The sequence below is a fragment of the Planotetraspora silvatica genome (assembly GCF_016863315.1).
Lineage (GTDB): Bacteria > Actinomycetota > Actinomycetes > Streptosporangiales > Streptosporangiaceae > Planotetraspora > Planotetraspora silvatica.
Genome location: NZ_BOOQ01000030.1, coordinates 88,945 through 112,241, shown reverse-complemented (window position 1 = coordinate 112,241; position 23,297 = coordinate 88,945). Strand labels below are relative to the sequence as shown.

19 protein-coding genes are annotated in these 23,297 nt (G+C 69.0%); 14 read left to right on the top strand and 5 right to left on the bottom strand.

Annotation, left to right across the window (positions count from 1 at the left end; all coding sequences use genetic code 11):
- Positions 1-845: 845 nt before the first annotated feature.
- The 7 genes from Psi02_RS22995 (at position 846) to Psi02_RS22965 (ending at position 9,426) form a co-directional block, all read left to right on the top strand.
- Positions 846-1,058: a hypothetical protein gene (locus tag Psi02_RS22995; RefSeq protein ID WP_203977442.1), complete on the top strand. Its 213-nt coding sequence runs from the start codon at positions 846-848 to the stop codon at positions 1,056-1,058.
- A 170-nt stretch (positions 1,059-1,228) separates the two neighbouring features.
- Complete coding sequence (locus Psi02_RS40765) at positions 1,229-1,912, top strand: TetR/AcrR family transcriptional regulator (RefSeq protein WP_275415234.1); 684 nt, start codon at positions 1,229-1,231, stop codon at positions 1,910-1,912.
- A 5-nt stretch (positions 1,913-1,917) separates the two neighbouring features.
- Positions 1,918-2,841, top strand: coding sequence for an ABC transporter ATP-binding protein (locus tag Psi02_RS22985; protein ID WP_203977440.1), 924 nt, complete (start codon positions 1,918-1,920; stop codon positions 2,839-2,841).
- Positions 2,838-4,427 (top strand): ABC transporter permease, encoded by a 1,590-nt coding sequence (locus Psi02_RS22980; protein WP_203977438.1) that lies wholly within the window; start codon positions 2,838-2,840, stop codon positions 4,425-4,427. Before Psi02_RS22985 ends, Psi02_RS22980 begins: the two co-directional genes overlap by 4 nt.
- Positions 4,349-4,993 (top strand): SAVED domain-containing protein, encoded by a 645-nt coding sequence (locus Psi02_RS41115; RefSeq protein ID WP_203977436.1) that lies wholly within the window; start codon positions 4,349-4,351, stop codon positions 4,991-4,993. The genes Psi02_RS22980 and Psi02_RS41115 overlap by 79 nt, the downstream gene beginning before the upstream one ends.
- 13 nt (positions 4,994-5,006) lie before the next feature.
- The gene (locus Psi02_RS22970; protein WP_203977434.1) at positions 5,007-7,724 is read left to right on the top strand and encodes a tetratricopeptide repeat protein; all 2,718 of its coding nucleotides are present in this window, start codon (positions 5,007-5,009) and stop codon (positions 7,722-7,724) included.
- 520 nt (positions 7,725-8,244) lie between these two features.
- A complete protein-coding gene (locus tag Psi02_RS22965; RefSeq protein WP_203977432.1) occupies positions 8,245-9,426 on the top strand; it encodes an SMI1/KNR4 family protein in 1,182 nt (393 codons plus the stop codon).
- A 123-nt stretch (positions 9,427-9,549) separates the two neighbouring features.
- Here the strand turns inward: Psi02_RS22965 and rph are convergent, their stop codons facing one another.
- Positions 9,550-12,138 (bottom strand): rifamycin-inactivating phosphotransferase, encoded by a 2,589-nt coding sequence (rph, locus tag Psi02_RS22960; RefSeq protein WP_203977430.1) that lies wholly within the window; start codon positions 12,136-12,138, stop codon positions 9,550-9,552.
- A 464-nt stretch (positions 12,139-12,602) separates the two neighbouring features.
- Here rph and Psi02_RS22955 point away from each other — a divergent pair, with 464 nt between their 5' ends.
- Together Psi02_RS22955 and Psi02_RS22950 are read left to right on the top strand one after the other, a co-directional pair.
- On the top strand, positions 12,603-13,214 hold the full coding sequence (locus Psi02_RS22955) for a hypothetical protein (protein WP_203977428.1): 612 nt from the start codon (positions 12,603-12,605) through the stop codon (positions 13,212-13,214).
- Positions 13,215-13,373: 159 nt separating this feature from the next.
- Positions 13,374-14,321, top strand: a complete 948-nt coding sequence (locus tag Psi02_RS22950) for a tetratricopeptide repeat protein (RefSeq protein ID WP_203977426.1) — start codon at positions 13,374-13,376, stop codon at positions 14,319-14,321.
- 75 nt (positions 14,322-14,396) lie between these two features.
- Here Psi02_RS22950 and Psi02_RS22945 read toward each other — a convergent pair whose 3' ends face one another.
- Together Psi02_RS22945 and Psi02_RS22940 are read right to left on the bottom strand one after the other, a co-directional pair.
- Positions 14,397-15,224 carry a helix-turn-helix domain-containing protein gene (locus Psi02_RS22945; RefSeq protein ID WP_203977424.1) on the bottom strand — a complete coding sequence of 276 codons (828 nt, stop codon included), beginning with the start codon at positions 15,222-15,224 and terminating at the stop codon, positions 14,397-14,399.
- Positions 15,225-15,341: 117 nt separating this feature from the next.
- Complete coding sequence (locus tag Psi02_RS22940; RefSeq protein WP_203977422.1) at positions 15,342-15,965, bottom strand: TetR/AcrR family transcriptional regulator; 624 nt, start codon at positions 15,963-15,965, stop codon at positions 15,342-15,344.
- 107 nt (positions 15,966-16,072) lie between these two features.
- On the opposite strand from Psi02_RS22940, the gene Psi02_RS22935 reads away from it, so the two are divergent.
- The 3 genes from Psi02_RS22935 to Psi02_RS22925 all read left to right on the top strand — a co-directional run bounded on the left by Psi02_RS22935 (position 16,073) and on the right by Psi02_RS22925 (position 19,817).
- The gene (locus Psi02_RS22935; protein WP_203977420.1) at positions 16,073-17,524 is read left to right on the top strand and encodes an MDR family MFS transporter; all 1,452 of its coding nucleotides are present in this window, start codon (positions 16,073-16,075) and stop codon (positions 17,522-17,524) included.
- Positions 17,525-17,584: 60 nt separating this feature from the next.
- Positions 17,585-18,745, top strand: a complete 1,161-nt coding sequence (locus Psi02_RS22930) for an FAD-dependent oxidoreductase (RefSeq protein WP_203977418.1) — start codon at positions 17,585-17,587, stop codon at positions 18,743-18,745.
- A 94-nt stretch (positions 18,746-18,839) separates the two neighbouring features.
- Entirely contained in the window at positions 18,840-19,817 is a 978-nt protein-coding gene (locus Psi02_RS22925; protein WP_203977416.1) for an aldo/keto reductase, read from the top strand.
- A gap of 2 nt (positions 19,818-19,819) precedes the next feature.
- On the opposite strand, the gene Psi02_RS22920 is transcribed toward Psi02_RS22925, so the two are convergent.
- Positions 19,820-21,046 (bottom strand): MFS transporter, encoded by a 1,227-nt coding sequence (locus Psi02_RS22920; protein ID WP_203977414.1) that lies wholly within the window; start codon positions 21,044-21,046, stop codon positions 19,820-19,822.
- A 170-nt stretch (positions 21,047-21,216) separates the two neighbouring features.
- On the opposite strand from Psi02_RS22920, the gene Psi02_RS22915 reads away from it, so the two are divergent.
- The gene (locus Psi02_RS22915) at positions 21,217-22,026 is read left to right on the top strand and encodes a site-specific recombinase (protein WP_203977412.1); all 810 of its coding nucleotides are present in this window, start codon (positions 21,217-21,219) and stop codon (positions 22,024-22,026) included.
- A 24-nt stretch (positions 22,027-22,050) separates the two neighbouring features.
- Here Psi02_RS22915 and Psi02_RS22910 read toward each other — a convergent pair whose 3' ends face one another.
- Complete coding sequence (locus Psi02_RS22910; RefSeq protein WP_203977410.1) at positions 22,051-23,064, bottom strand: acyltransferase family protein; 1,014 nt, start codon at positions 23,062-23,064, stop codon at positions 22,051-22,053.
- Between Psi02_RS22910 and Psi02_RS22905 the strand changes: the two genes are divergently transcribed.
- Entirely contained in the window at positions 23,035-23,292 is a 258-nt protein-coding gene (locus tag Psi02_RS22905; protein WP_203977408.1) for an ATP-binding protein, read from the top strand. The two genes, Psi02_RS22910 and Psi02_RS22905, sit on opposite strands and share 30 nt — an antisense overlap.
- Positions 23,293-23,297 lie beyond the last annotated feature (5 nt).

Here is a 23,297-nt window from a genome sequence, read left to right as displayed (position 1 = left end):
CGTTTCAATTCGGGAACTCAGCCGTCACACGGACAAAGCACCCGCCCAGGTCAGCGCCCTCGGCGACCGATTCCCGATGTGGACGCGCAGTGCGCCGCCAAGCGTGATCATCCGTACACGTGGTGTGAGCGGGAGCTCCGGCGCGCCCCGGCGGCGGTCGCGACGCCGCCACTGGCGGTCACCGGTCGCGGCGCCGCCTCCATCGGCGACACCCGCTCGACTTCTGGGCGAAATCGGGCGATTCGGAGCAACGCCGTTCCCCAGCCGGAACCCGCCCGATATTGGAGTAAAAAACCTTTACAAATATCTTGTCACTAGCCGCGTGCGCGGGACCTGTTTCTACGTCCTGTTTCTACGTCCTGGCATTCGGGGCCGATTTAAAGGCCGATTTCGGGGCCGATTTTCGAGTTCCATGAGACCGACGCGCTGAGCACGGTCTGCGATTGCGGACGTCGACGCTCCTTTCCGGACCGCCCGCGTGGCATGAAACTCATCGCCGAAAGTCGAAATGCGAGAATCCGGGGCTCGTCCTCGCACGAAAGCCGAACATGCACGGCTTCTTTTCGAGATCCACGTTGCCGGAGGCCTCTCCCCGGATTTCACCGAACCGGCCCCACTCAAAGCGCATCTAATGAATATCTGCGCACACGAGCGTTCGTGGCGATCCCCGCAGGCGCGGCCATACACCTCCGCGGCTCCACTCGGACGGCCTGGACTGGGAGATCGGCGTAGTAATGGCGTAAAGATCGCAACTTTCGTGCGATCTCCGCCGTACGGTCGATGCGCCGCTTCTCTACGCCCGCGCCACTCCGACCGGTCCTAGCCCTGCGGCGGAAGGATCCCCCATGGGCAGCTACATCCCGCTCGCGATCGTCGGGGTCGTCGTGATCTGGCTCGTCACCGGCGTTCGGGTCATCAACCAGGCCGAGCGCGGCATCGTCTTCCGCTTCGGCAAGACGTTGCCGAAGGTGCGGCGGCCGGGGCTCACCCTCCTCGAGCCCCTGGCCGACGGTCTGCGACAGCTTCTACACGCCCAGGAGCCGGTGGAACGCGACTGATCCATGGCCGGGCCTTCCTTCGCCTCAGCGACGGCTCGCCCGGTGAAGTCGCAGGCAGTCAGGCCAGATCTTGCACGTCACGGAGGCCTTGCGCCGGCCGCACTATATGAGCGTATAGTGAGCTATCCGGTCAGGTAGCTGGCGATATATTTGTATAAGGAGGTCGAGTGGTGGGAGGCCCGATTGGCGATCCGGCGTTCGAGGACCTGACGGCTCGAGCGCGGATCAGGGACGCCGCGATCCGCCTGTTCGCCGAGCGAGGCATCGACGGCACGACGGTCCGCGACATCGCCCAGGAGGCAGGCGTGTCACCGGGCCTGCTTCGGCACCACTTCGGGTCCAAGGAGGCGTTGCGCGAGGTCTGCGACGCCTACGCGCTGGATCGGCTCGTCAAGATCAAGGAAGATCTGGTCTTCGAGGGCAAGGTGGCCACTCCGGGCTTCCTGCCGTCGGTCCATCCGACGATCGTGCTGCTGTACAGGTACCTCACCCGCGCCCTGCTCGACGGCTCGTCGGGCGCCGCGGCGATGTTCGACGACATGGTGACGCTGAGCGAGCAGTGGATCAGCAAGCACGCGCCGACCGTCACCGAGGACTACCGGGCCTACGCCGCGGTGTTCGTCGGCATGCAGTCCGGGATGCTCGCGATGCACGAGCACGTGTCCCGCGCGCTGGGCGTCGACATCTTCACCACTGAAGGGCACCTGCGCATGGCCGGCGCCCTGGCCGACTTCTACTCCCACCCGCTGCTCGATCCCGGGTTCGTCACGAAAGCCCGCGCGGCGATGGAGCCACTGCGGGCACCCAACCCCCCTACCGCCACGGGGACCGACCCCGGGGCCGAAGGAGCATGAGGACCATGGCCGAGGCGATCCACGTAGACGCACTGGTCAAAACATTCGGGCCCACCCGTGCACTCGATGGGCTCGACCTGGCCGTACGGACCGGGGAAGTGCACGGCTTCCTCGGTCCCAACGGCGCGGGGAAGTCCACCACCATCCGGATCCTGCTCGGACTGCTGCGCGCCGACTCCGGCTCGGCCCGGCTGCTCGGCGGCGATCCGCGGCGCGACGCCACGGAACTGCACCGCCGCCTCGCGTACGTGCCCGGCGACGTCACCCTCTGGCCCAACCTGTCCGGCGGCGAGGTCATCGACCTCCTCGGCCGGCTACGCGGCGGCCTCAACGTCAAGCGCCGAGACGAGCTGCTGGAGCGCTTCGACCTCGACCCGCGCAAAAAGGGCCGGGCCTACTCGAAGGGCAACCGGCAGAAGGTCGCCCTCGTCGCCGCCCTCGCCTCGGACGTCGACCTGCTCATTCTCGACGAGCCCACCTCCGGCCTCGACCCACTCATGGAAGAGGTCTTCCGCCAGGTGATCCGCGAGGAGCAGCAGCGCGACGGCCGCACCGTCCTGCTGTCCAGCCACATCCTCGCCGAGGTCGAAGCGCTCTGCGACCGGCTCACCATCATCCGCGACGGGCGGGCGGTCGAGACCGGCACGCTCGCCGACATGCGCCACCTGACTCGCACCTCGATCGAGGTCGACCTCGCCGGGCCCGCGCCCGGCTTGGACACGCTACCCGGCGTGCACGACCTGCGGACCCACAACGGGACCGTGCGCTTCGACGTCGACACCAGTGCTCTCGACGCGGTGCTGCGGCAGCTCACCACGGTGGGCATCCTGAGCCTGACCAGCCAGCCGCCGACCCTCGAGGAGCTGTTCCTGCGCCACTACGACCGGACTCAGGCCGACGGAAAGCCACAGACGAAGGTGACCCGATGAACTCGCTGACCGGCACGCGCGCCCTGGCGCGGCTGGCGCTGCGGCTCGACCGCGTCCGGCTGACCGTGTGGGTGCTCGGGCTCGCGGTGATGCCGATGGGGACCGCGGCCAATTACTTGAGCCTGTACCCGACCGACCAGGACCTGCGTGCGGTGAGTGCCGTGCTCGCCAACCCGTCGCTCGTCGCGCTGAGCGGCCCGCTGTTCGGCGTGTCGATCGGTGGGCTCACCGTGTGGAAGATCGGCGTGACCGAGTTCATCCTGGTCGGTCTGATGAGTCTGCTCACGGTCGTACGGCACACCCGGACCGAGGAGGAGTCCGGCCGGCTGGAGCTCATCGGCGCCACCGTGGTCGGTCGATATGCGCCGCTCACCGCCGCCCTGCTCGTCACCACCCTGGCGAACCTGGCCATCGCGGTGCTGATCGCCCTCGGGCTGCTGGCGACCGGGCTGCCGGCCGCCGGATCGCTCGCGTTCGGCCTCGCCACCGGCCTTGCCGGGATGCTGTTCGCCGCGGTCGCGGCCGCGAGCGCGCAGCTCACCCAGAGCGCCCGGGCGGCCAGCGCCCTCGCCGGCGCCGTCCTTGGCGGGACCTACCTGCTGCGTGCAGTGGGCGACACCGGGCCGACCTGGCTGAGCTGGCTGTCCCCGACCGGCTGGGCACTGCACCTGCGCCCGTACGCCGGAGAACGTTGGTGGGTGGCCGGGCTGTTCGTCGGTATCGCGGCCGTCTTCGCCACCGCCGGATACGCGCTCGTCGCGCGCCGGGACGTGGGCGCCGGTCTGCTACCGCAGCGGCTCGGGCCCGCCGAGTCCTCGCCCGCCCTGCGCAGCCCGCTCGCCCTGGCCTGGCGGCTGCATCGCGGCCTGCTCCTCGGCTGGACCATCGGGCTCGCGCTGACCGGGGCCGTCATGGGTGGCGCCGCCGCCGGCATCGGGGACCTGCAGTCGCCGAACCAGCAGCTGACCGACATCCTGACCCGGATGGGCGGGAACAGCGGCCTCACCGACGCGTTCCTGGCCGCGATCTTCGGCATCACCGGCATGGTCGCCGCCGCCTACACGGTGCAGGCGACACTGCGGCTGCGCCAAGAGGAGAGCAGCGGGCGGGTCGAGGCGCTGCTGGCCACGCCGGTCGGCCGGGTCCGCTGGGCGGCGAGCCACCTGACGTTCGCGCTCCTGGGCACGGCCCTGCTGCTGGCCGTGGCAGGCGTCGCCGGCGGTGTCGGGTACGGCATGCAGATCCACGACGTCGGCGGTCAGATCGGACGGCTGCTCGGCGCCGCGCTGGTGCAACTGCCGGCCACCTGGGTGCTGGCCGGGTTCGGCACCGCCCTGATCGGCCTGGCACCGAGGTTCAGCGCGCTGGCCTGGGCCGCGCTCATCGTGTCCGTCCTGCTCGTCGAGCTCGGCGCACTGTTCGGGCTGAGCCGGTGGATCGTCGACGCCACCCCGTTCGCGCACGTGCCGAAGCTGCCCGGCTCCGCGTTCACCGTGACGCCGATGTTGTGGCTCACCGCCGTCGCGCTCGCCCTGGGCGCGGTCGGCCTCGCGGGCCTGCACCGGAGGGACATGCCTGTGGCGTAAGCACGCCCAAGTCGAGGGCCGCGCGAGCTCGACCCGCGCGGCCCTCGAGCTGTGGCCGAGACGCCGCCTTCTTCACCGTCGGCGCTCAACTCGCCCAAGTCACCGGCACGACCGTCACGTACGTGCAGAATGGCACCCCGTGGTCATCGAATGCGCCTCGAGTCCCGGTCCCCGCACCTCAGGTGTTGATAACGACTCTTGGCGCAGGGGACGAACTCGCGGTCAGTGTTGGCATTGCTGTGGACCCGACTCCGGCCGTCACCCGCTTCACCAACTCCGCCAGCCTGCCGATACAGACGCTACTCACCCTCATGCCAGCCGAAGGCGCCCACGACCAGTCCGTTGCCGGTCCGGGGCAAGCCGTCGCTTACGCACAAGCACTACGCAACGCCGTGCGCGAGCAACTCGAAATGACGCCTGCCGACCACGTCCACCTCTTCCTTGCAGGCCCCGGCGGCCTCGCCCTGCTCCGTGGCCACCGATGGAACCGAGTCGCCCCAACCGTGGTTGACGAAGACCTCGGCCCCGGACGCGGCTATGTCGCCGCCTTCGCAGTCGCTGCATAGTTAGATTCGGTGTATGAGTGGCGATATCCCCGCACTGGTCGGTCAGGCCTGGCCGTACGTGAGTGCTGCCATCACCGCCTACGGGGCGGCGGTGCTGGCCAAGGCGCAAGACGAGGCGGTGGACGCCACGGTCGGATGGGGCCGCAGGATCCTGCGGCGCATCTTCGGGGCGGCGGAAGACGACTCCGGCGACGCGGAGCCACCGCGTCCCCTGACCGCGCTTGCGGCCGACCCGGACGACGGTGACTTGCAGGCCGCGTTACGGGTCGAGATCCGCAACGCCCTGGCGGCGGATCTGGTGCTGGCCGAGGAGATCCGCGCCATGCTCGCCCAGGCGGGCTCGACCACCACCACGACGGTGCGGGCGAGCCACGGAGGTGTGGCCGCCGGTCGGGACATCACCGGGCCGTTCACCACCGGGCCCAACTCGCCGATCACCATCACGCGGATTCACACGGAGGTCAGACCGGCCGGCGACGTCGACGGAGGAGAGACCCGCCCTTTTGAGCTTCCCCGGTCGGCGAAGTTCGTCGGCCGGGAGGATCAACTGTCGCGGATGGCGGACCTGCTCGACGCACCCGGCTTCGCGGATCCGGCCGCCGCACCGGTGATTCGTCTGGTGGTCCAGGGGATGGGCGGCATCGGCAAGTCCGAGCTGGTCCGCGTGTACGGCGCCCGGCATCGTGACCGCTATCGCCTGATGTGGTGGATCACCGCGGACGGCCCGGACGCCATCACGCGCGGGCTCGCCGCTCTGGCGGCGGCGCTTCATCCTCCGATCGCCCTGGTGCAGGACCTGGCGGAGCAGGCGCGATGGGCCGCCGCCTGGCTGCGGACGCATGACCGCTGGCTGCTCGCCTTCGACAACGTCGACGATCCCGGCAACGTGCGGGAGTGGGTGGACCTGCTGGCGCGGCCGGGCGGGCACATCGTGATCACGACCCGGCGTGACGTGTACTGGCCGGGCGCGCACGTCATCACGCTGAACGTGCTGAGCGAGGAAGCCGCCGCGGACCTGCTCATGACGGTCAGCGGGCGCACCGGTCCGGCTGACGCCGAGCACGCGGCGGAGATCGTCCGGGAGCTGGGCCGCCTGCCGGTGGCGGTCGAGCAGGCCGCCGCGTTCATTCGGATGGAGCGCACGACCAGCCTGGGCCGCTACCTGGCCGGGCTGCACGATCACCCCGAGGAGCACTATCGCAAACGCGAGGAAGGCACCACCGAGCAGCGGACGATGGCCCGTCTGTGGGATGCCCACCTCGCCGCCCTCCGCCGGCACGACCAGGATCGCGGCCTCGGCAGCGAGCATCTGCTGCGCGTGCTGGCCCACCTGGCGCCGGACAACGTGCCGTGGGCCGTCCTCGTCCAGCCCCCGGTGAACGACCTCGACGGCTCGTTGCGGCTGCTGGCCTCGTACAGCATGATCACACGATCCGGGGAGGACGCGGCCGAGACGGTGAGCACGCACCGGCTCTTCCAGTCGGTTATCCGAACCGGCCTGGACTACGACGACCCGCGCCGGCGGGCCGCCCGTGACGACGCGGTGGCCGCGGTGCTCTCGGCGGCGCCGCCTTACCCTGACACCGACCCAGGCGGGTGGCCGGCGTGGCGTGATCTCCTGCTGCACATCGACGCGCTCGAAGCCCATCACCCGCCAGATACGGAATCCGAGAACCTGAGCGCCCTGCTCAACATGGCCGCGCTCTACGCGTTCACGCAGGGCATGGTGGAGCTCGGCCATCGATACGCGCGGCGGGCGCTGTCCATCGCCGAGGTCGTGTACGGGCCGGACCACCCGACGCTCGCAGTCCGGCTGGGGAACCTGGCGATGAGCCTGTACGGCTTGGATCGATCGGCTGAGGCGGTGCCCCTGTTCGAACGCGCGCTGTCCATCACCGAGGCAGCCCTTGGGCCGGACCATCCGGACGTGGCGATCCGGCTGAGCAACCTGGCCGCGTGCTTCCTGGCACTGGACCGGCCGGACGAGGCGGTGCCCCTGTTCAAGCGTGCGATGACCATCACCGCGGCCGCGCAAGGGCTGGAGCACCCGATCATGGCGACCTTGCTGTCGAACCTGGCCTCCTGTTACCTGAGGCTGGACCGGCCCGCTGAGGCGGTACCCCTGCTGGAACTGGCGCTGGAGATCACCGAGATCTCCCTCGGGCCGGACCATCCGACCGTGGCGACGTCGCTGACGAACCTGGCGTCGAGTTTCCGGGCCCTGGACAGACCGGCCGAGGCGGTGCCGTTGGACGAGCGTGCGCTGGCTGTCACCGAGGCCGCGTACGGGCCCCACCATCCGTTCATGACGACCTCGCTGCTGAATCTCGCAAAGAGCCTGCACGCGCTGGACCGCTCCGACGAGGCGATCCCGCTGGAGGAGAAGGCCCTGGCGATCACCGAGGCCGCGCATGGGCCGGACCATCCCGATGTGGCGATCCGGTTGGGTGACCTGGCGTCGAGCTTGCTGGCGCTGGATCGGCCGGACGAGGCGATGCCCCTGTTCGAGCGGGCTCTGGCCATCACCGAGGCCGCGCATGGGCCGGACCATCCGGACGTGGCGATCTCGCTGGGCGAACTCGCGGCGTGCCAGCTCGCGCTGGACCGTCCGGCCGAGGCGATACCCCTGTTCGAGCGGGCCCTGGCCATCACCGAGGCCGCGCATGGGCCGGACCATCCGGACACCGTCTATCTGAGCGAGGAACTGCGGCGGTTGAAGCCGCACGATTAGCGCGGTGCTCCGCCGCCAGACCGCGGTGCTGCGCCCGGGCGGAATCGTGGCGCCGATCGAGTTCGACCTGTCGCGCGACCGGCTACTGGCCCACCACGCCGCTGGCCGCGCAGGTGATGGACTGTTCGCCGTCTTCGACCGGACAGGCACGCGGGGAGCGCAGCTCACTAACGCCACTGGCCGTTCGGTTGCTGCTCGACCCCCTACTACTGAGGGCGCTCTCGGGCCGCTAGTCCTCGACACCATCGACGAACCACCAACTGGCACGTTGCACCAGCTCCACTACCGCGGAGCGTTGAGGACCGTTGGCCCTTACCCGGAAGTGAATTTTGCGGGCTGCGCGAGCCACCCGCCCAAGAGAGCGCCGACTCAGTACCTGAAACGTTAAGCACGTTGCGTGCATCTGGTCACGGCCTCGGGTTGATGGGCGACGTGATCATTTCGGAGTCGTGCCGGGGGTGCAACTCGCGGCAAAATGGTGCGCCTTGTGCCAATGGTTTGACTCTTGAACGGATACGGCATGGCATCCACCGACGGAGCACGCTCTGTAGAACAGTGGCGGCGCTATCTCGTCGAGTACAGCGCCGACGTGTTGGGTGTCTCCGCTGACGACGAACTGCGCGAGGTCTCCGATCTGCAGCGGGCCGCCGGCTGGCTGGGCTTCGACGGCGCCGACGAGGGCCGGCTCGCCGCGGTCGAGCAGCATCTTGGCACTCGCCTGCCGCCCAGCTATCGGTCGTTCCTTGCTGCCTCAGACGGGTGGCTGCACATCGGTCCGTTCATGTGGGCGATGCGCCCGTCTCGTGACGTCGGCTGGCTGCGTGATGCCGATGCCGGACTGTGGGAGATTCTGCGGGAGCATGGGACGGATGAGGAGATCGCCCTCGTGGACCGCGCGTTGCTGGTCTCCGGGGATGGTGACGCCCAGTACTGGCTGCTCGATCCCGGCGATGTGTCCACCGGCGGCGAGTGGGCGGCCTACGTGTGGGCCAGTTGGTACCCCGGTTTTGGGGACCGGCATGAGTCGTTCGCCGTGCTGGTCGACGCCGAACGTCGGTCCTTTGAGATGCTCAGTGGCCGCGAGGGTCGTGCGGTGCATCCGGACGGTGCGGATGAGCTGATGGCCGCGGGCCGCGCGAGTGCCCTGCGGGGCGACCTCCACGCCGCCGCGGACGCTTTCGCGCGCGCCACCGTCAAAGGCTCGGGTGCCGGTGCGTACCTCTCCGTCATCCTGAACGCGTTCCTCGATCTGAACCACACTCACCACAAGATCCGCAACGACATCCTCGGCCACCCGCACGTGATCGAGGCGGTCGGTCTCGAACAGGTGCGCGCCGAGGCCGTGCCGCTGTTTCTCTACGGGCTGGCCCGCAGCGGATCCTCGGTTGCCCCGTATCTCCGGCTCCTCACCGGGATCCTGACCGACGGGGAGATCGAGCGCATCGGCGCGTTCGTCCCACCGCAGCTGCCCGAGCCACCAGATTTCCAGACGGCGCTGAACCAAGCCCGCACGCTCGCACGAGATGGCGCCACCGACCGGGCTTGGGCCGTCCTGGAAAGCGCCCTACCCCAGTGGCGCTCCGACTCCCCCTTCCGCATTGCCCCAGTCGTGCTGCTCACCGACCCGACACTGCGCGAACTGGTTACGCCCGAACGAGCCCGAACCATCGTCACCGTACCGCGCAGCAACGAAGCCTCCTGACCACTCTCGCTCGGCACGGTGGCTGGCGCACGGCTCGCGGCCGATCCGGATGCCGAGCAGGTCAGTGCCGCTTGGAAAGTATGTGCTCGGCAAGGCAGACGGGCCTTCTCGGTGAGTGGTCGGTCAAGGCAGAATCTCGACGTACCCGTCGCTTCCGTGCACGCGGATCCGCTGCCCATCGGGAATCAGCCGGGTGGCGTCCACCACACTGACGACAGCCGGCAGGCCGTACTCCCGTGCGATCACCGCGCCGTGTGTCATCAATCCTCCGACCTCCGTCACCAGGCCTGCGATGGCGACGAAGAGGGGCGTCCAGCTCGGGTCCGTGTGGGCCGTGACGAGGATGTCACCCGGTTCGAGGTCAGCCTGGGCCATGTCCAGGATGACGCGGGCGCGCCCTTCGATGGTCCCGGCGGAGACCGGTAGGCCGATCAGGGCGCCGGCCGGCACGTCGTCGCGTCGGTACGCCCCGGCTATGACCTCGCCGTCCGATGTCAGCACCCGGGGCGGCGTGAGCGCGTGGTACGACCGGAACGCGTCCTTGCGCTGCTGGATGAGCTGGTCATCCACCTGGTTCGAGCGCGCGACGTCGTGGAACTCCTGGAATGTGAGGTAGAAGACGTCCTCCTTCTCGAGGAGCACGTTGGCCTGCACGAGGCGCTCGGCCTCTTCCAGCAAGGCCTGCTTGTAGACGAAGTAGCGGCTGACGATGCTGTACTTCGGGTACTCCCGGTAGCCGATGAAGGTCCGGACCCGGTCGATCATCCGCTTGGTCTCGTCGGCCTTCTGCTCCCCGTCCGGTAGTACCCGCAGGCGTTCGAGCACCTCCTGCGCCTTCTTCTGCGCCTCCTGCCGTCCTTGCTCGAAGCGCCGCTTGGCGGCGCCCGGCTCGAAATTCCTGACGTTGTCGAGGATCACGGGCACGAGCGTGGTGGGGCGTTCGCGCCAACGCGGCCTCGTGATGTCGATCTCGCCGACGCAGCGCATGCCGTACCGGTCGAGGTAGGCCTCGATGGCGTCACGCGCTTCGGTCCCGCCCGCGAACTTCGGCAGCTCGTCCAGGAAGCCGTCGTCCTCGACGCCTTGCAGGAACGCCACCACCTCCGGATGCGGGCGGATCACGTCGGCGACGTCGAGCAGCGCCAGTCCCATCTCCGACGTGACGTTGCCGGGGGCGGACAGCGTGAGGGTGTCGGCCGCGTTCTTCTCGCCCAGCCATTCCTGCAGCCGGTCGTTGAGCCACCAGGTGGCCTCCATCCCCGCCATGATCGCCTGCATGCTCAATGGATCACCGAGGGCCCGCTTGTGCTCCTGGAAGGCCTCCAGCAGGAAGTCGAACAGCGCCGGTCCGGTCTTCGTCCGGATGTCGCGCCGCAGGGCGGCGATGGACACCTGGCTGCGCTCGATCAGCTCGGTGACGATGGCCGGATCGGTCTCGATCGGGGCGGACGCGCCGCCGACCGGCGGCCCGCCAGGGCCGGCCTCCGGGAGCGCCGGGACGAAGTCGTGGCGGTCGAGGACGGTCTCCAGCGCGTCCCTGGTCAGCGGATCGGATCTCCCCACCATCTCCAGGAAGCCGGCGCGGCCCGCGGGCGAGGCCAGGCGCGGGGTGGCGTCGACGAACAGCCTCCCGCCGGCCTCGTGCATCGGCGCCATGGCCGTCAGTTGCCACATGGAGAGCCCCAGTGGCTTCATGGGGTCGGTCATCATCTGCTGGTGACCGACGGAGAGGTAGATGTGGTTCTCCCGGTCGCGGGCCGCGGGGATGGGGAAAAGCGTGGTGATCGGCCGGCTCTGCACGATCTGGAAGTCATCGTCGGCCAGGCACCACTCGATGTCCTGCGGGCGGCCGAAATGCGCTTCGATCCGCCGCCCGAACTGCACGAGCCGCACGACCTGCGCATCCGTCAGCGCCGGCTGCTCCTGCCGCCGCGGGTCGATCGCCACTTCCCGCGTCCCGCCAGCCGGCAGGGCGTGGACGGCACGCTGTTTGGCGGCGACCGCCTTGGCGACGATTTCGCCGTCGCGCACCTTGAAGACGTCCGGGTTCACCTGGCCGGAGACCAGGGCCTCGCCGAGGCCGAAGCCGGCGTCCACGGTGGCGACCTTCCGGTTGCCCGTGACGGGGTCGGCCGTGAACAGGATGCCGGCCGCATCCGGGAAGACCATCTGCTGTACGACCACGGCCATGTGGACCGTACGGTGGTCGATGCCGTTCCGCAGGCGGTAGGTCACGGCCCGCTCGGTGAACAGCGACGCCCAGCACCGGCTGACGTGCTGGAGGATCGCCGCCGGCCCCACGACGTTCAGGTACGTGTCCTGCTGGCCGGCGAAGGACGCCATCGGCAGGTCCTCTGCCGTCGCGCTGGATCGCACGGCGTAGGCGGCTTGCTCGCCGAGCGCGCGGGTGATCGCCGCCGCCAGATCGCCCGGGATGGCGATCCCTTCAATGGTCTGGCGGATCTCCGCGCTGAGCGTGCGGATCGCCTCCCGGTCATCCGGGTTCAGGCGCCACAGCTGATCGAGCCGATCGTCGATCGACGGCGCCTCCGCCATGATCCGCCGGAAGGCGGCCGTCGTCACGCAAAAGCCGGCCGGCACGTGGATGCCTTCGATCCGCGAGAGCCCGCCCAGGTGCGCGGCCTTGCCGCCGACGACCGCGACCTGCGTCTCGTCAACCTCTTGAAAATCCAACACGTACTGCTCGATCATCGCGACACCTCCGAGGCGGCCGTGCTCCGTCGCCGCTGCACCTGGTCGTGCGGCGCGCACCCCCGGACCTTCGCGTCAAGCGTCCGCAACTGCACCGCCGATCTCATCGGCGGTTCGAGGTCGCCGCGTCCCCCCGACAACACACCCACGTCGTGGCCCCCGTTTCCTCGTCGGTGCCGTGTCCGGCCGCTGATTCTGCGGCAAGACCCGGGTCTTGCCGCAAGCCCCCCTGTGCGCTATACGTTGGAAGTGGTGAGGGGTGAGATCTCCTCGCCTTTGCTTTTGTCGTCCGCCGCGGGCTGAGATCCCCGGTCCTGCCGCTCACGCTCGGCCTGTACACCATCCTCGGGCCGATCCCGGTGATGATCGCCTCGGGCGGCTCGCCAGCCCTCCGATAGGAGCCGGCAGAACAGTCAAGAGCTAAGATTTCGGCGTCTCAGCTTCCATGATTGCCGAGGAGACACGTGACGAGCGTGGGCAGACGATCGGCGCTCTGGGCAATCTTCACGCTGGTTGTCGCGATGGCTGGAGCCGTCGTGCTGGTGCCGCGATTGTTGGGACCGGATTACGCGGGCACCGCCGACGAAGAGGTCATCTCGGTCGACGCTTCGACGCGTTCGGCACTCATGGAGGCGGCCGACCGCTTTCTTGAGGCGGACCCCCGCCTCAACGAGGGCGACCTTCTGGCCACTGATGAGCCCGGCTTGAATCCCCGGGTGTTCTGCCATGAGGACCTCATTGAGGTCCGCCGGAAAGATCCTCGGCTGTTGGTCGGCGTCATGACCTGGTGCGAGGAACTCGCCCGCCGCGGGAACAGGCTCGTCAGCGGTACCGGCTACGGCGTACCGCAACTCTTGACCATGGAATCGGTGAACGGACGCTTCATCGTGCAGGACGTCGACGAGCCAACCGACGGCGCATCGAACATATCCACCACCCGCGCGATGTTCTCGCCGGAAGGCGCGCCCCGGGCAATCGAGTTGGCGGGCGCCGGGTGGGACTCGGAAAACGGAATCTACGAGGAGGCGCGCAGAACTTTCGGCTTGCCGCCGGACGCCGAAGTCGTGAACCCCTGACCTGGCGTCGGTGAATTGCCGCAGGTTCGTCATGGCGCCGATCTCCGGCGAGATCCGCACCAGGTTGCTGGTCGATCGGTACGGAGCTCGTGGCAGTCCGCAGCGAAACCTCGATTATGCCGGTTGTGTTAATGGAGGCGAAGATTATCTTCTTGGAGAATGAGAAGCAGAGTTCCTGACGAGTGGGTTCGACAGGCCGAGGGGAACGCCGAGGGCGCGACGCGCGCCTTCGAGGAAGGCCGATTCGAACAAGCTCTTCGAATGGCCGACGAGGCGGTGCGGCTCTCTCAGAAGATCTGCAAACGCCAGCCCGGCATCGGCCTGTGGATCGACCAGCTCACCTCACGCCTGCGTACACGGGCCGAGGTCCGGGAGGCGCTCGGTCACCACCGCGCCGCCCTGTCGGACGCCCATGAGGCGATCGCGGCGCATGAAGCGGGCGGCAACCCGAAGTACCACCTGTTCGTGCCCGACCTGCACATCCTGCTCGCCGAACTGCACGCTGCCCTCGGCGAGCGGGAGCCTGCGCTCCGCCACAGCGGGGTGATCGAGCAGTTCCGCCAGGCGCTCGACTCCGGCGACGAGAACACCCATCTGATCACGGCCCGCACCCTGAACCGGTACGCCGCCGTCATGCTCCTTCTCGGCGATCACGAGCGCGCCGACGACGCCGCGCGGGAGTGCGTCGAGATACTGCGACCGCGCATCGGTCAGATCCGCCGGATCAGCGACATCGTCATCTTCGGCCGCATGGTCTACCACCTCGCGCAGAACACCGATCCGCTGGACGCCGAGGCCGCGGTGAAGCTGATACCGCTGCTGCAAGACGGGATCGACCAGATGGCCATGACCGTCTCCGTGTCTCCGCTGGCGTACGGCGACCCCGAACAGCGAGACCGCGGGTTGGCCGTACTCAACCTGCTGGAACGCCAGAGTCAGTTGCTCACCGTGTTGGGCGCACCGGGAGCCGCGGCCGTTTTCGAGCATCACTCCTACCACCTGATCGACGAGCCGGTGAGGACGTGGCCGGAGACACTTGCCGCGCTCCGAGCGGTCACGGACGAGGCGGTGCGCCTTCGCGCCGATCCGCCCGTGCTCGGTTCCTGACGGGCACCGACGGTGCCGCGCCAGAGCCGACGCCGCGCCCGAGCCACAGCCCGGAGGTGCTCCGAGGCGTACCGGTCACCGGTTGCTGACGGCCAGCCAGCCCAGCTTGGCCAGCCCGTCCGCGGACGGGCTGCCGGGCTCGGCCTGACCGACGACCAGAACATGACCGGGGGCACTGTTGATCGCGAACCCTTCGAAGTGAAGGGCGAGGTCGCCGACATCGTGGTGGTGCAGACGAATGGACTCATGTGTCCTGACATGGACGTCATGACGGGCCCACAGCTGTCGGAAGGTCGCGCTTCCACGTGACAGCTCCTCGACCAGTTCGAGCAGGAACGGATCGTCGCCACCCGCTCCCACCATGGCGCGAAGATGGGCCGCGTAGGCGTAGGCCTCCCGTTCCCAGTCGGCGGGGAAGAACTCCTGTGCCGCGGGGTTGAGGAACACCAGCCGCATCATGTTGTCGCTGTTCTCGAGCCACCCGCAGACAGCGGCGGACAGCGTGTTCCTGGCGAGCACGTCCCACCGGCGGTTCACGATGAACGCCGGCGTGTGCTCCCACCTGTCGACAAGTTGGAGCAAGTGGGAGCTGAGTTGGTCGGCCTGTCCCACCCGGTTGTGCCGGGACCTCCGGGCGCGAGCGAGTTCGTGCAGGTGATCGGTGGCGTCCGGGTCGAGTAGGAGGGCCTCGGCCAGGGCGTCGAGCACCTGATCCGACGGATGTCGTTCTCTGCCCTGCTCCAGCCGGGTGTAGTAGTCGGTGCTGACGCCGGCCAGCATCGCGACCTCGTCGCGGCGTAGCCCAGGCGTCCGGCGATGGTCCCCGACCTCCGGCAGGCCCACCTGATCGACGGTGGTGACCCGGCGCCGGGCACGGAGGAACTCGCCAAGGGAACTCCTCATGTTGGACACAGTAGGAAATCCCAGGTCAATGCCGAGCAAATGATGGCTCAGCCTTTGCGTATTTACGGGGCGCTCTCCGGCGTCGACGAACGGTCCGAACGGACCGCGATCACGGCGTCATGGCAGGCCAGCCGGAAACGACCGGGCGACGACGGCCGCGGCTTCGGCGAGCATCGACTCGACACATGCGATGGCCTCCTCGGAGGCGAGTCCCACGATCGCGGCGCGAGCCTCGGGCGAGGTCGCCAGCCGGACGATGCCGACGAGTTGGATCGCGTGCATGCGTTGCCGCGGTGTCGCCTCCGCACCGGCCTCGCGGGCCAGCTCCTCGGTGATCCGGTCCTCGAAGTCGGCCCACATCCGAAGCAGGCCCGACTGGAGCGCCACCGACCGGCCGTAGCCGCGGTGGAAGCCTTCCAGGCCCGGGGTGCCATCGCTGTCGCCGAGCGCCGCGATCAGCACTCCGGCCACCACGTCCGCCGCCGCCGTACCGGCCGGGCGGTTCGCCAGGCCTTCGAGGAGGGCTTCGATGAGCCGTTCGTCGGCGAAGGCGAGGTCCTCCTTCGACCGGAAGTAGACGAAGAGCGTCTTCACCGACACGTTCGCCGCGTCCGCGATCTCCGCCACCGTCACCGCGTCGAAACCGCGCTCCTCGAACAACCGCTCCGCGGCGTCGATCAACGACTGACGGGTCATCGCCTTCTTGCGTTCTCGCAGCGGCGGTTTCGTGTCGGTGGTCATCGCCACAGTCTATGACTGAAACACAGCTAGTTACGTTCCTCAGTCATGGTGATACTGGATTGACACCATTTAGGTGAGTGACTTACCTTTCACATCTACTCACCTGCATGGAGGACCCCACTGTGCCACCCCTGCTCACCCATCGCGCGATCATGGCGATCCTCGTCCCGCTGATGCTCGTGCTGTTCATCTCGAACCTTGACCAGACGATCGTCGCGACCGCCCTGCCGACCATCGGCAAGGAACTCGGCGGCACCGACCAGATCTCCTGGGTGGCGTCCGCGTATCTGCTCACCAGCGCCGTCACGACGCTGCTGTTCGGCAAGCTCGGCGACATGTTCGGCCGGAAGCGGATCTTCCTCGTCTCGATCGTGATCTTCCTGATCGGCTCGATCCTGGCCGCGGCCTCACGGAACATACTCTGGCTGATCATCTTCCGCGCCTTCCAGGGCATCGGCGGAGGAGGCCTGAACTCCCTGGTGATGGCGATCGTCGGCGACATCGTGCCGGCCCGGCAACGCTCCCGCTACCAGGCCTACACGGGCATCGTCGCCACTCTCGCGCTGATCGCCGGCCCGTTCCTCGGCGGCCTGTTCGCGGACGCGGTCTCCTGGCGGTGGATCTTCTACATCAACGTCCCGATCGGAGCATTCGCGATCATCATGATCGCCCTCCGCGTCCACCTGCCTCGGCGCACCGGCCCACGCGGCCGCGTAGACGTCGCGGGCGGCCTGCTCGCCGCGTTGGTGACCACAACGGTCCTGTTGTTCACCACCCTCGGCGGCCCCGGCCATTCCTTCGACTCGCCCGTGATCCTCAGCCTCGCCGGCGTCGGCGTCGCGGGCCTCGCCGCCTACCTCCTCGTCGAACGGCGGGCGTCGGAACCGATCACACCGCTCAGCCTGTTCCGATCGGGCATCTTCACCATCTCCTCGATCCAGTTCGGATTCGCCTCCCTGGTCCTGTTCGTCGCGATGCTGTACGTCCCGCTGTTCCTGCAGACCGTGCAGGGATATTCCGCGTTCGTGGCGGGCCTGTTCCTGATCCCGATGCTCCTCGGCCTCGTCGTCGCGACCGCGATCGCCGGGCCGTTCATCGCGAGAACCGGCCGATACAAGATCTTCCCGGTGATCGGGTCCGCGCTGGCGGGCGTGTCCATGTGGGCGGTCAGTCTCGGGGCTCAGGAAACCCCGGCGTGGGCGATCATCGTGCCGCTGACCCTCGCCGGCGCCGGAATGGGATTCATGATCCAGGTCGCCCTCCTCGCCGGGCAGAACGCCGTCGAGTATCGGCACCTGGGCACCGCGACCGGGGCGCTGAACTTCTTCAAGAGCATCGGCGGCGCGTTCGGCGCGGCGATCTTCGGCGCCATCCTCACAACCGCCATGGGCTCGCACCCCACTCCCCTGACGACCCTGCACGCGTTCCAGACGGTGTTCTTCTGGTCCGCCCCCTTCATGATCGCCTCCTTCGTCCTGGCCCTCGTCATGCCGGAGAAGCCGCTGTCGGAGGAAATGATCGAGGTCGCCGAGGGCAAGGTCGAGGTCCCCGAATACTGACCCACGTCGCCGGTCAGCGGCTCCCCAGTCGGTTACGAACCCCATCGGAAGGACTCCACCATGCCCACCGCACAAGCTCTGAACCAGCTCGAGATCGTCATCCTCGGCGCCGGCCCCGCCGGTCTCGCCGTCGCCCGGCTCCTGCACGTGCGGGGCGTGCGGACCCGGGTGCTCGAGCGAGACGCGGACCGGCTCGCGCGGACCCAGGGCGGGTCGCTGGACCTCGGCGAAGACAACGGGCTGCGGGCCCTCGCCGCCGCCGGGCTGACCGACGAGTTCGACAAGGCCGCCCGCCCGCAAGGGCAGCACACCAACTACTTCGACATCGAGGGGACGCTGCTGCTGTCGACCGACGAGTCCGACGAGGACGAGGCGCGGCCGGAGATCGACCGGCTCGAACTGCGCTCCCTACTCCTCGACTCGCTCCCGAGCGGAACGGTCGACTGGGGCGCGAACGTCACCTCCGTGGAGAAGACCGGGGAGCGCTGGCGGATCGTCCTCGAAAGCGGCGACACGATCGGCGCGGACCTGGTGATCGGCGCCGACGGCGTCAACTCCAGGGCCCGCCCGGCCATCACGGACGAGGCGCCCGCCTATACCGGTGTCGCCTTCATCGCCGGAGAGATCACCCGTCCGCTGCCCGGGTCCTACGCCGCCGAGGTCGTCGGAGAGGGCTCCGGCCTCGTCCTCGGATACGACAAGGCGTTCCTCTGCCAGCGCAACGGTGACGGCTCGATCCGCGTCTACTTCGCCCACCGGCGTACAGAGGACCCGAACCGCACCGCCGGAGCCGCGTTCAAGGATCCCGGCTTCATCCGCGGTGAACTGGACCGCGAATTCCAGCAGTGGTCCCCGCGAATGCGCGGCATCCTCGACGAGGTGGAGACCACGTTCATCTGGTGGCCCCTTTACACCGTTCCCGCGCGGCAGCGCTGGCGGCAGCACACGGGCCTGACCCTTATCGGCGACGCCGCGCACGTGATGCCTCCGTTCACGGGACAGGGCGTCAACATGGGCCTGCTCGACGCCCTCGAACTCGCCACGGCGCTCACCTCCGCCGAGCACGTCGACGTGGACGCGGCGATCAGCGCGTACGAGGGCTCGATGCTGGCCCGGATGGAAGAGGCGATCACCGCCACCAAGGCGGCCCAGGACATCCTGCTCTCTCCCGAAGGCCCAGGAGCTCTGCTCGCGATGGCCTCCGGTGGGGGCGACGGATGACGAGAGCCCCTTTCCAGTGCGGCACGCGACGCCTCTGGCCGCTTCATGCCTGCCTATTCTGATCGAAGTAGGACATCGAGATGGGAGCGCACTGATGGAATACGTTCGTTTGGGAACCTCGGGGCTGGAGGTTTCACAGGTGGTGCTCGGATGCATGAGCTTCGGCGATCCGGATCGGGGCACCCACAGCTGGTCATTCGGCCTCGACGAGGCCAGGCCCTTCGTCCAGCGGGCGATCGAGGCCGGCATCACCACCTTTGACACCGCCAACGTCTACTCGGCGGGGGCCAGTGAGGAGATCACCGGACGCCTGCTGGGTGAATTCGCCAAGCGCGACGAGGTGGTCATCGCCACGAAGGTCCACGGCCGGATGGGGCCTGGGCCGAAGGGCCGCGGCCTGTCGCGGGCCGCGATCCTCACCCAGGTCGACGAGAGCCTGCGGCGGCTGAACACGGACTACATCGATCTTTACCAGATCCACCGGTACGACCCGAATGTGCCGATCGAGGAGACGATGGAGGCGCTGCACGACCTCATCCGAGCCGGCAAGGTCCGCTACATCGGCGCCTCGTCGATGTGGACCTGGCAGTTCGCGCAGGCGCAGTACATCGCCGACCTCAACGGCTGGACCCGGTTCGTGTCGATGCAGGACCAGTACAACCTGCTCATGCGAGAAGAGGAGCGGGAGATGCTTCCGTTCTGTCTCGATCAGGGCGTCGGAGTGCTGCCGTGGAGCCCGCTGGCACGGGGACGTCTCACCCGTGACTGGGACGCCACGACGAATCGGAGCCAGAACGACGCGTTCGGCGGCAGGCTGTACCGGCAGGCGGAGGAGTCCGACCGGAGAATCGCCGACGCGGTCGGCGCCGTCGCCAAGGAGCGGGGAGTTCCCCGCGCCCAGGTCGCGCTGGCCTGGCTGCACCATCAACCGTCGGTCACGGCCCCCATCGTCGGCGTGACGAAGATCGAGCATCTCACCGATGCGATCGCCTCGGTCGACCTGCGGCTCGACGCCGACGAACTCGGCCGGCTCGAGGAGCACTACGTGCCCCACGCCCCTGAGGGCTTCTGACCTCATCCGAGCCTCCGCACGTCCGGTACGGCGAGCACGGCCAGGCCGGTGGTGATCTGCCAGATCGCCCCGAACCCCAGCACGGCCGCCGTCCCGGCCAGGGTGGCCACCGGCCCCGCCGCGGCCAGGCCGAGCGGCCCGAGGGCGAACGCCCCCACGGTGGTGAGGGAGGTGATCCGGGCCATGACCTCGGCCGGCATGTGCCGCTGGTTGGTGGTCGCGTAGAGCATCCCGCAGACCGCCGAGCCGATCCCGGCGCCGAACGCGGCACCGGCCACGGGCATCACCGGGAGGCCTGCGGCGATGGCGCCCGAGGGTAACGCCCAGCCCGCCGTGGCGATCGTCGCGACGACGAGCGGCCGGCGCGGGGTCCGGCCGCCCAGCGACGCCAGGCCGCCCACGACCGCGCCCGAGCCGTAGAACGCCATGATCAGCCCCCAGTCACGGGCGCCGCCGAGACGCTCGTGCGCCACGACCGGTCCGAGCACGAGGAACGGCGCCCACACGAGCAGGTTGAACAGCGTGAACTGCAACGTCGTCACCCACAACCAGGTCCTCGACCGGAACTGCGCCCAGCCTTCGAGCAACGCCGCCCCTCCCCCGCGCCCCGCCGGCCGGGAGGGCCGGTCCTGGACGCGCAGGGCGAGGAGAGCGACGGCGCTGACCACGTAGGTGAGCGCGTCGACCGCGACGACCGCGCCGGATCCGGCCGCCGCCACGGCGATCCCGGCGAGCGCCGGCCCCGCGACGGACGCCAGCGACCCGGCCATGCCGGCCAGCGCGTTGGCGTCGCGCAGCTTGCCCTCGTACGGCTCGCCCCCGGCCGCGATCTCCGGGATGAGCGCGCCGCGCGCGGGGGCGTAGAACGACTCGCCCGCTCCCCACATCGCGAGCAGCGCCACGAACGTCCAGACGGCGGGCCGTCCGGTCAGGAGCAGCACGGCCAGTACGGCCTGCACGGCGCAGCGCAGCACGTCGGAGGCGACCATGACCCGGCGGGGGCCGAACCGGTCGGCGACCGCGCCGCCCACGAGCATCAGGACCACCATGGGCACGATCCGCGCCGCCATCACGTAGCCGAGATCCGCCCCGGTCCCTCCACCGTCGAGCACGGCGAAGGTCACCGCGACCGTCGCCATCGACGATCCCAGCAACGACGCCGACTCCCCGATGAAGAACAGCCTCAGGTCGTGATGCGCCAGAGCGGCCAGCCGCCGTGTCCTCGCCATGTCTCATCACCCTGCGGGGTCGCGGGCGATCGTTCAAGATTTTCGGCTCAACAAGGTTGAGTCCCTTTACTGCATAGGGCTGTGGGCGCCTGAATGGCCGGTGGGAACTGGGGAGTTATACTCACCACGACTCCGCCGAGCTCGGCTGTTTACTGCGGAAAGAGTCACGGATGACGTCGCCCCCGGCCCCCGTCGAATACGCGGTGGCGGTCGAGCACTACCTCGCTGCGCTGCGCCTGAGTGAGGCGTCCCGCCGCGTCTACCGCATCGCCCTGGCCACGTGGGCGTGGGCGCTCGTCGCGAGAACGCCGCCGAACGGGAGGGCGCGCCGGGGGGCCGTCGCGCCGATCGTGCCCATGGCCCTGCTCGACGCCTCCGGCGCCGCGGGGCGGCTGGAAGACGCCCTCGTACGGCGGGCCGCCACGGCCGACCCGCGCACCGTCAGCAGGGAGTTGTCCATCCTGCGCGGCGCGATCTCCTGGTGGCGGACGCGCGGCTGGATCGACGCGGACCCGCTGGACGGGCTCCGCCCGCCTGCCATGCCGTCTTCCGCGCCCTCCACACTGACGCCGGAGCAGGTGGCAGAGGTCTTCGCCCTCCCGGCGCCGCTCCGCGAGCAGACATGCCGGCGCCTGCTGTACGAGACGACGGCCCCCATCGAGCGTGTGCTCGCCCTGAACGCCGACGACCTCGACCTGATCAGACGACGGGTGCGCAAAGAGCCGGGCATCCGCTGGCGAGCCGGCTCGGCCCGCTTGCTCCCCCTGCTCCTGGCGGGCCGTACGACGGGGCCGGTGTTCCTGGCGAGCCGGCGGGCGGCGGCGGGGACGGCGGCCCGCGACCGCTGCCCCGTCACCGGGCGGGGGCGGCTGTCCTACCGCCAGGCGGCCGAGCTCTTCGCCGAGGCCACCAGGCATCTCGACCCGGCGGGCCGCGGCTGGACCCTGCGGCGGCTCAGGGCGGCCGGCGCGTCGGCATAGCCGCACGTCAGATCCGTGGACTTCTTAACAGTGAGAGCCATTCTCAGACCCGGCTGTGAGCGCCGCCTGCCGCCTCCGCGCCCCAGGTGGTTCGAACAACCACGTCGCGTGTATCGCCACGAGTCCGTGGTGGATCGCAAGGCTCAGGCTCATCACCACGGCGGTCAGCACGATCGGGTAGCCCGCCGCCATGAACGCCTGGCCGTCTCCGCCCAGGCCCGACATCGGGCCGACGAGGAACCGGTGCAACAGAGCCAGCAGCGGCATGTGGATGACGTAGATCGGCAACGTTCGGCGTCCGAGGGCGGCGAGCGCGTCACCCACCGCCCGCCACCGGCTCAGTCGCGCGGCGGCGGTGATGCCGAAGGCCACCGCCGTGACGGACACGACCAGCCACACCCCGGCCCAGCGCTGGGCACCGGCTGCGGCCATGGCCGTCAGAGCCGCGGCGTACACGACGAAGGTCAGAATCAGGCGGCGGTTCGTCGCGGTCGCCGCCCACCGCTCGACGTAGGGCTTGAGGTACAGACCGCCGAGGAAGAACACCAGGTTCTGGTAGAAACCGCCACGGTCGCCCGGGGTGGCGAGCACGCCCGCCGCCGTGATCACGGACAGGACCGCGGCGGCGGCGAGTATCACCGGCCGCGGCACCTGTCGTACGGCCTTGGCGAACGCGAAATAGAGCGCGAGAGCATACAGGTACCACAGGTTGGAGGGGGTGATCGTGAGCTGTTCCACCAGATCGAGCACAGAATCGGCGTGGTCGGTGCGGAAATCCGGGACCGCGGCCAGGATCGCGGTATGGATGAGCAACCAGACGGCGTACAGGTAGGAGAATTCGGCGATCCGGGACCTGCCGAGCACCCGCCACGGTCGTTTCACAGCGTTCGCCGCGAATACTCCGGAGATGGTGAAGAACACCGGCATTCGGAGCGGCAGGAGTTGCTCGCCCAGCGTTCCCCACGCGCTGGGGACGGGCACCCCGATATGCCAGCTGATCTGCAGGTAGTGCTTGACGACGACGTGCCACAAAACCACGAGGACGATGCATACGCCCTTGGTGGCATCCGCCCACTGCCCGCGTTACCGGGTCGCATCTGCGCCGCGCCGCGCGCCACCGCGCCACGAGGGCAGCACCGGTACGGTCTGATCGGCCTGGCCGAGCGGGTCAGGACCCTCGGCGGCCGGATCGACGCCGGGCCCGGGATCGATCGCGGCTGGGTGGTCGACGCGGCGCTGCCGCTCAATCAGGAGGTGGCGCGGTGATTCGC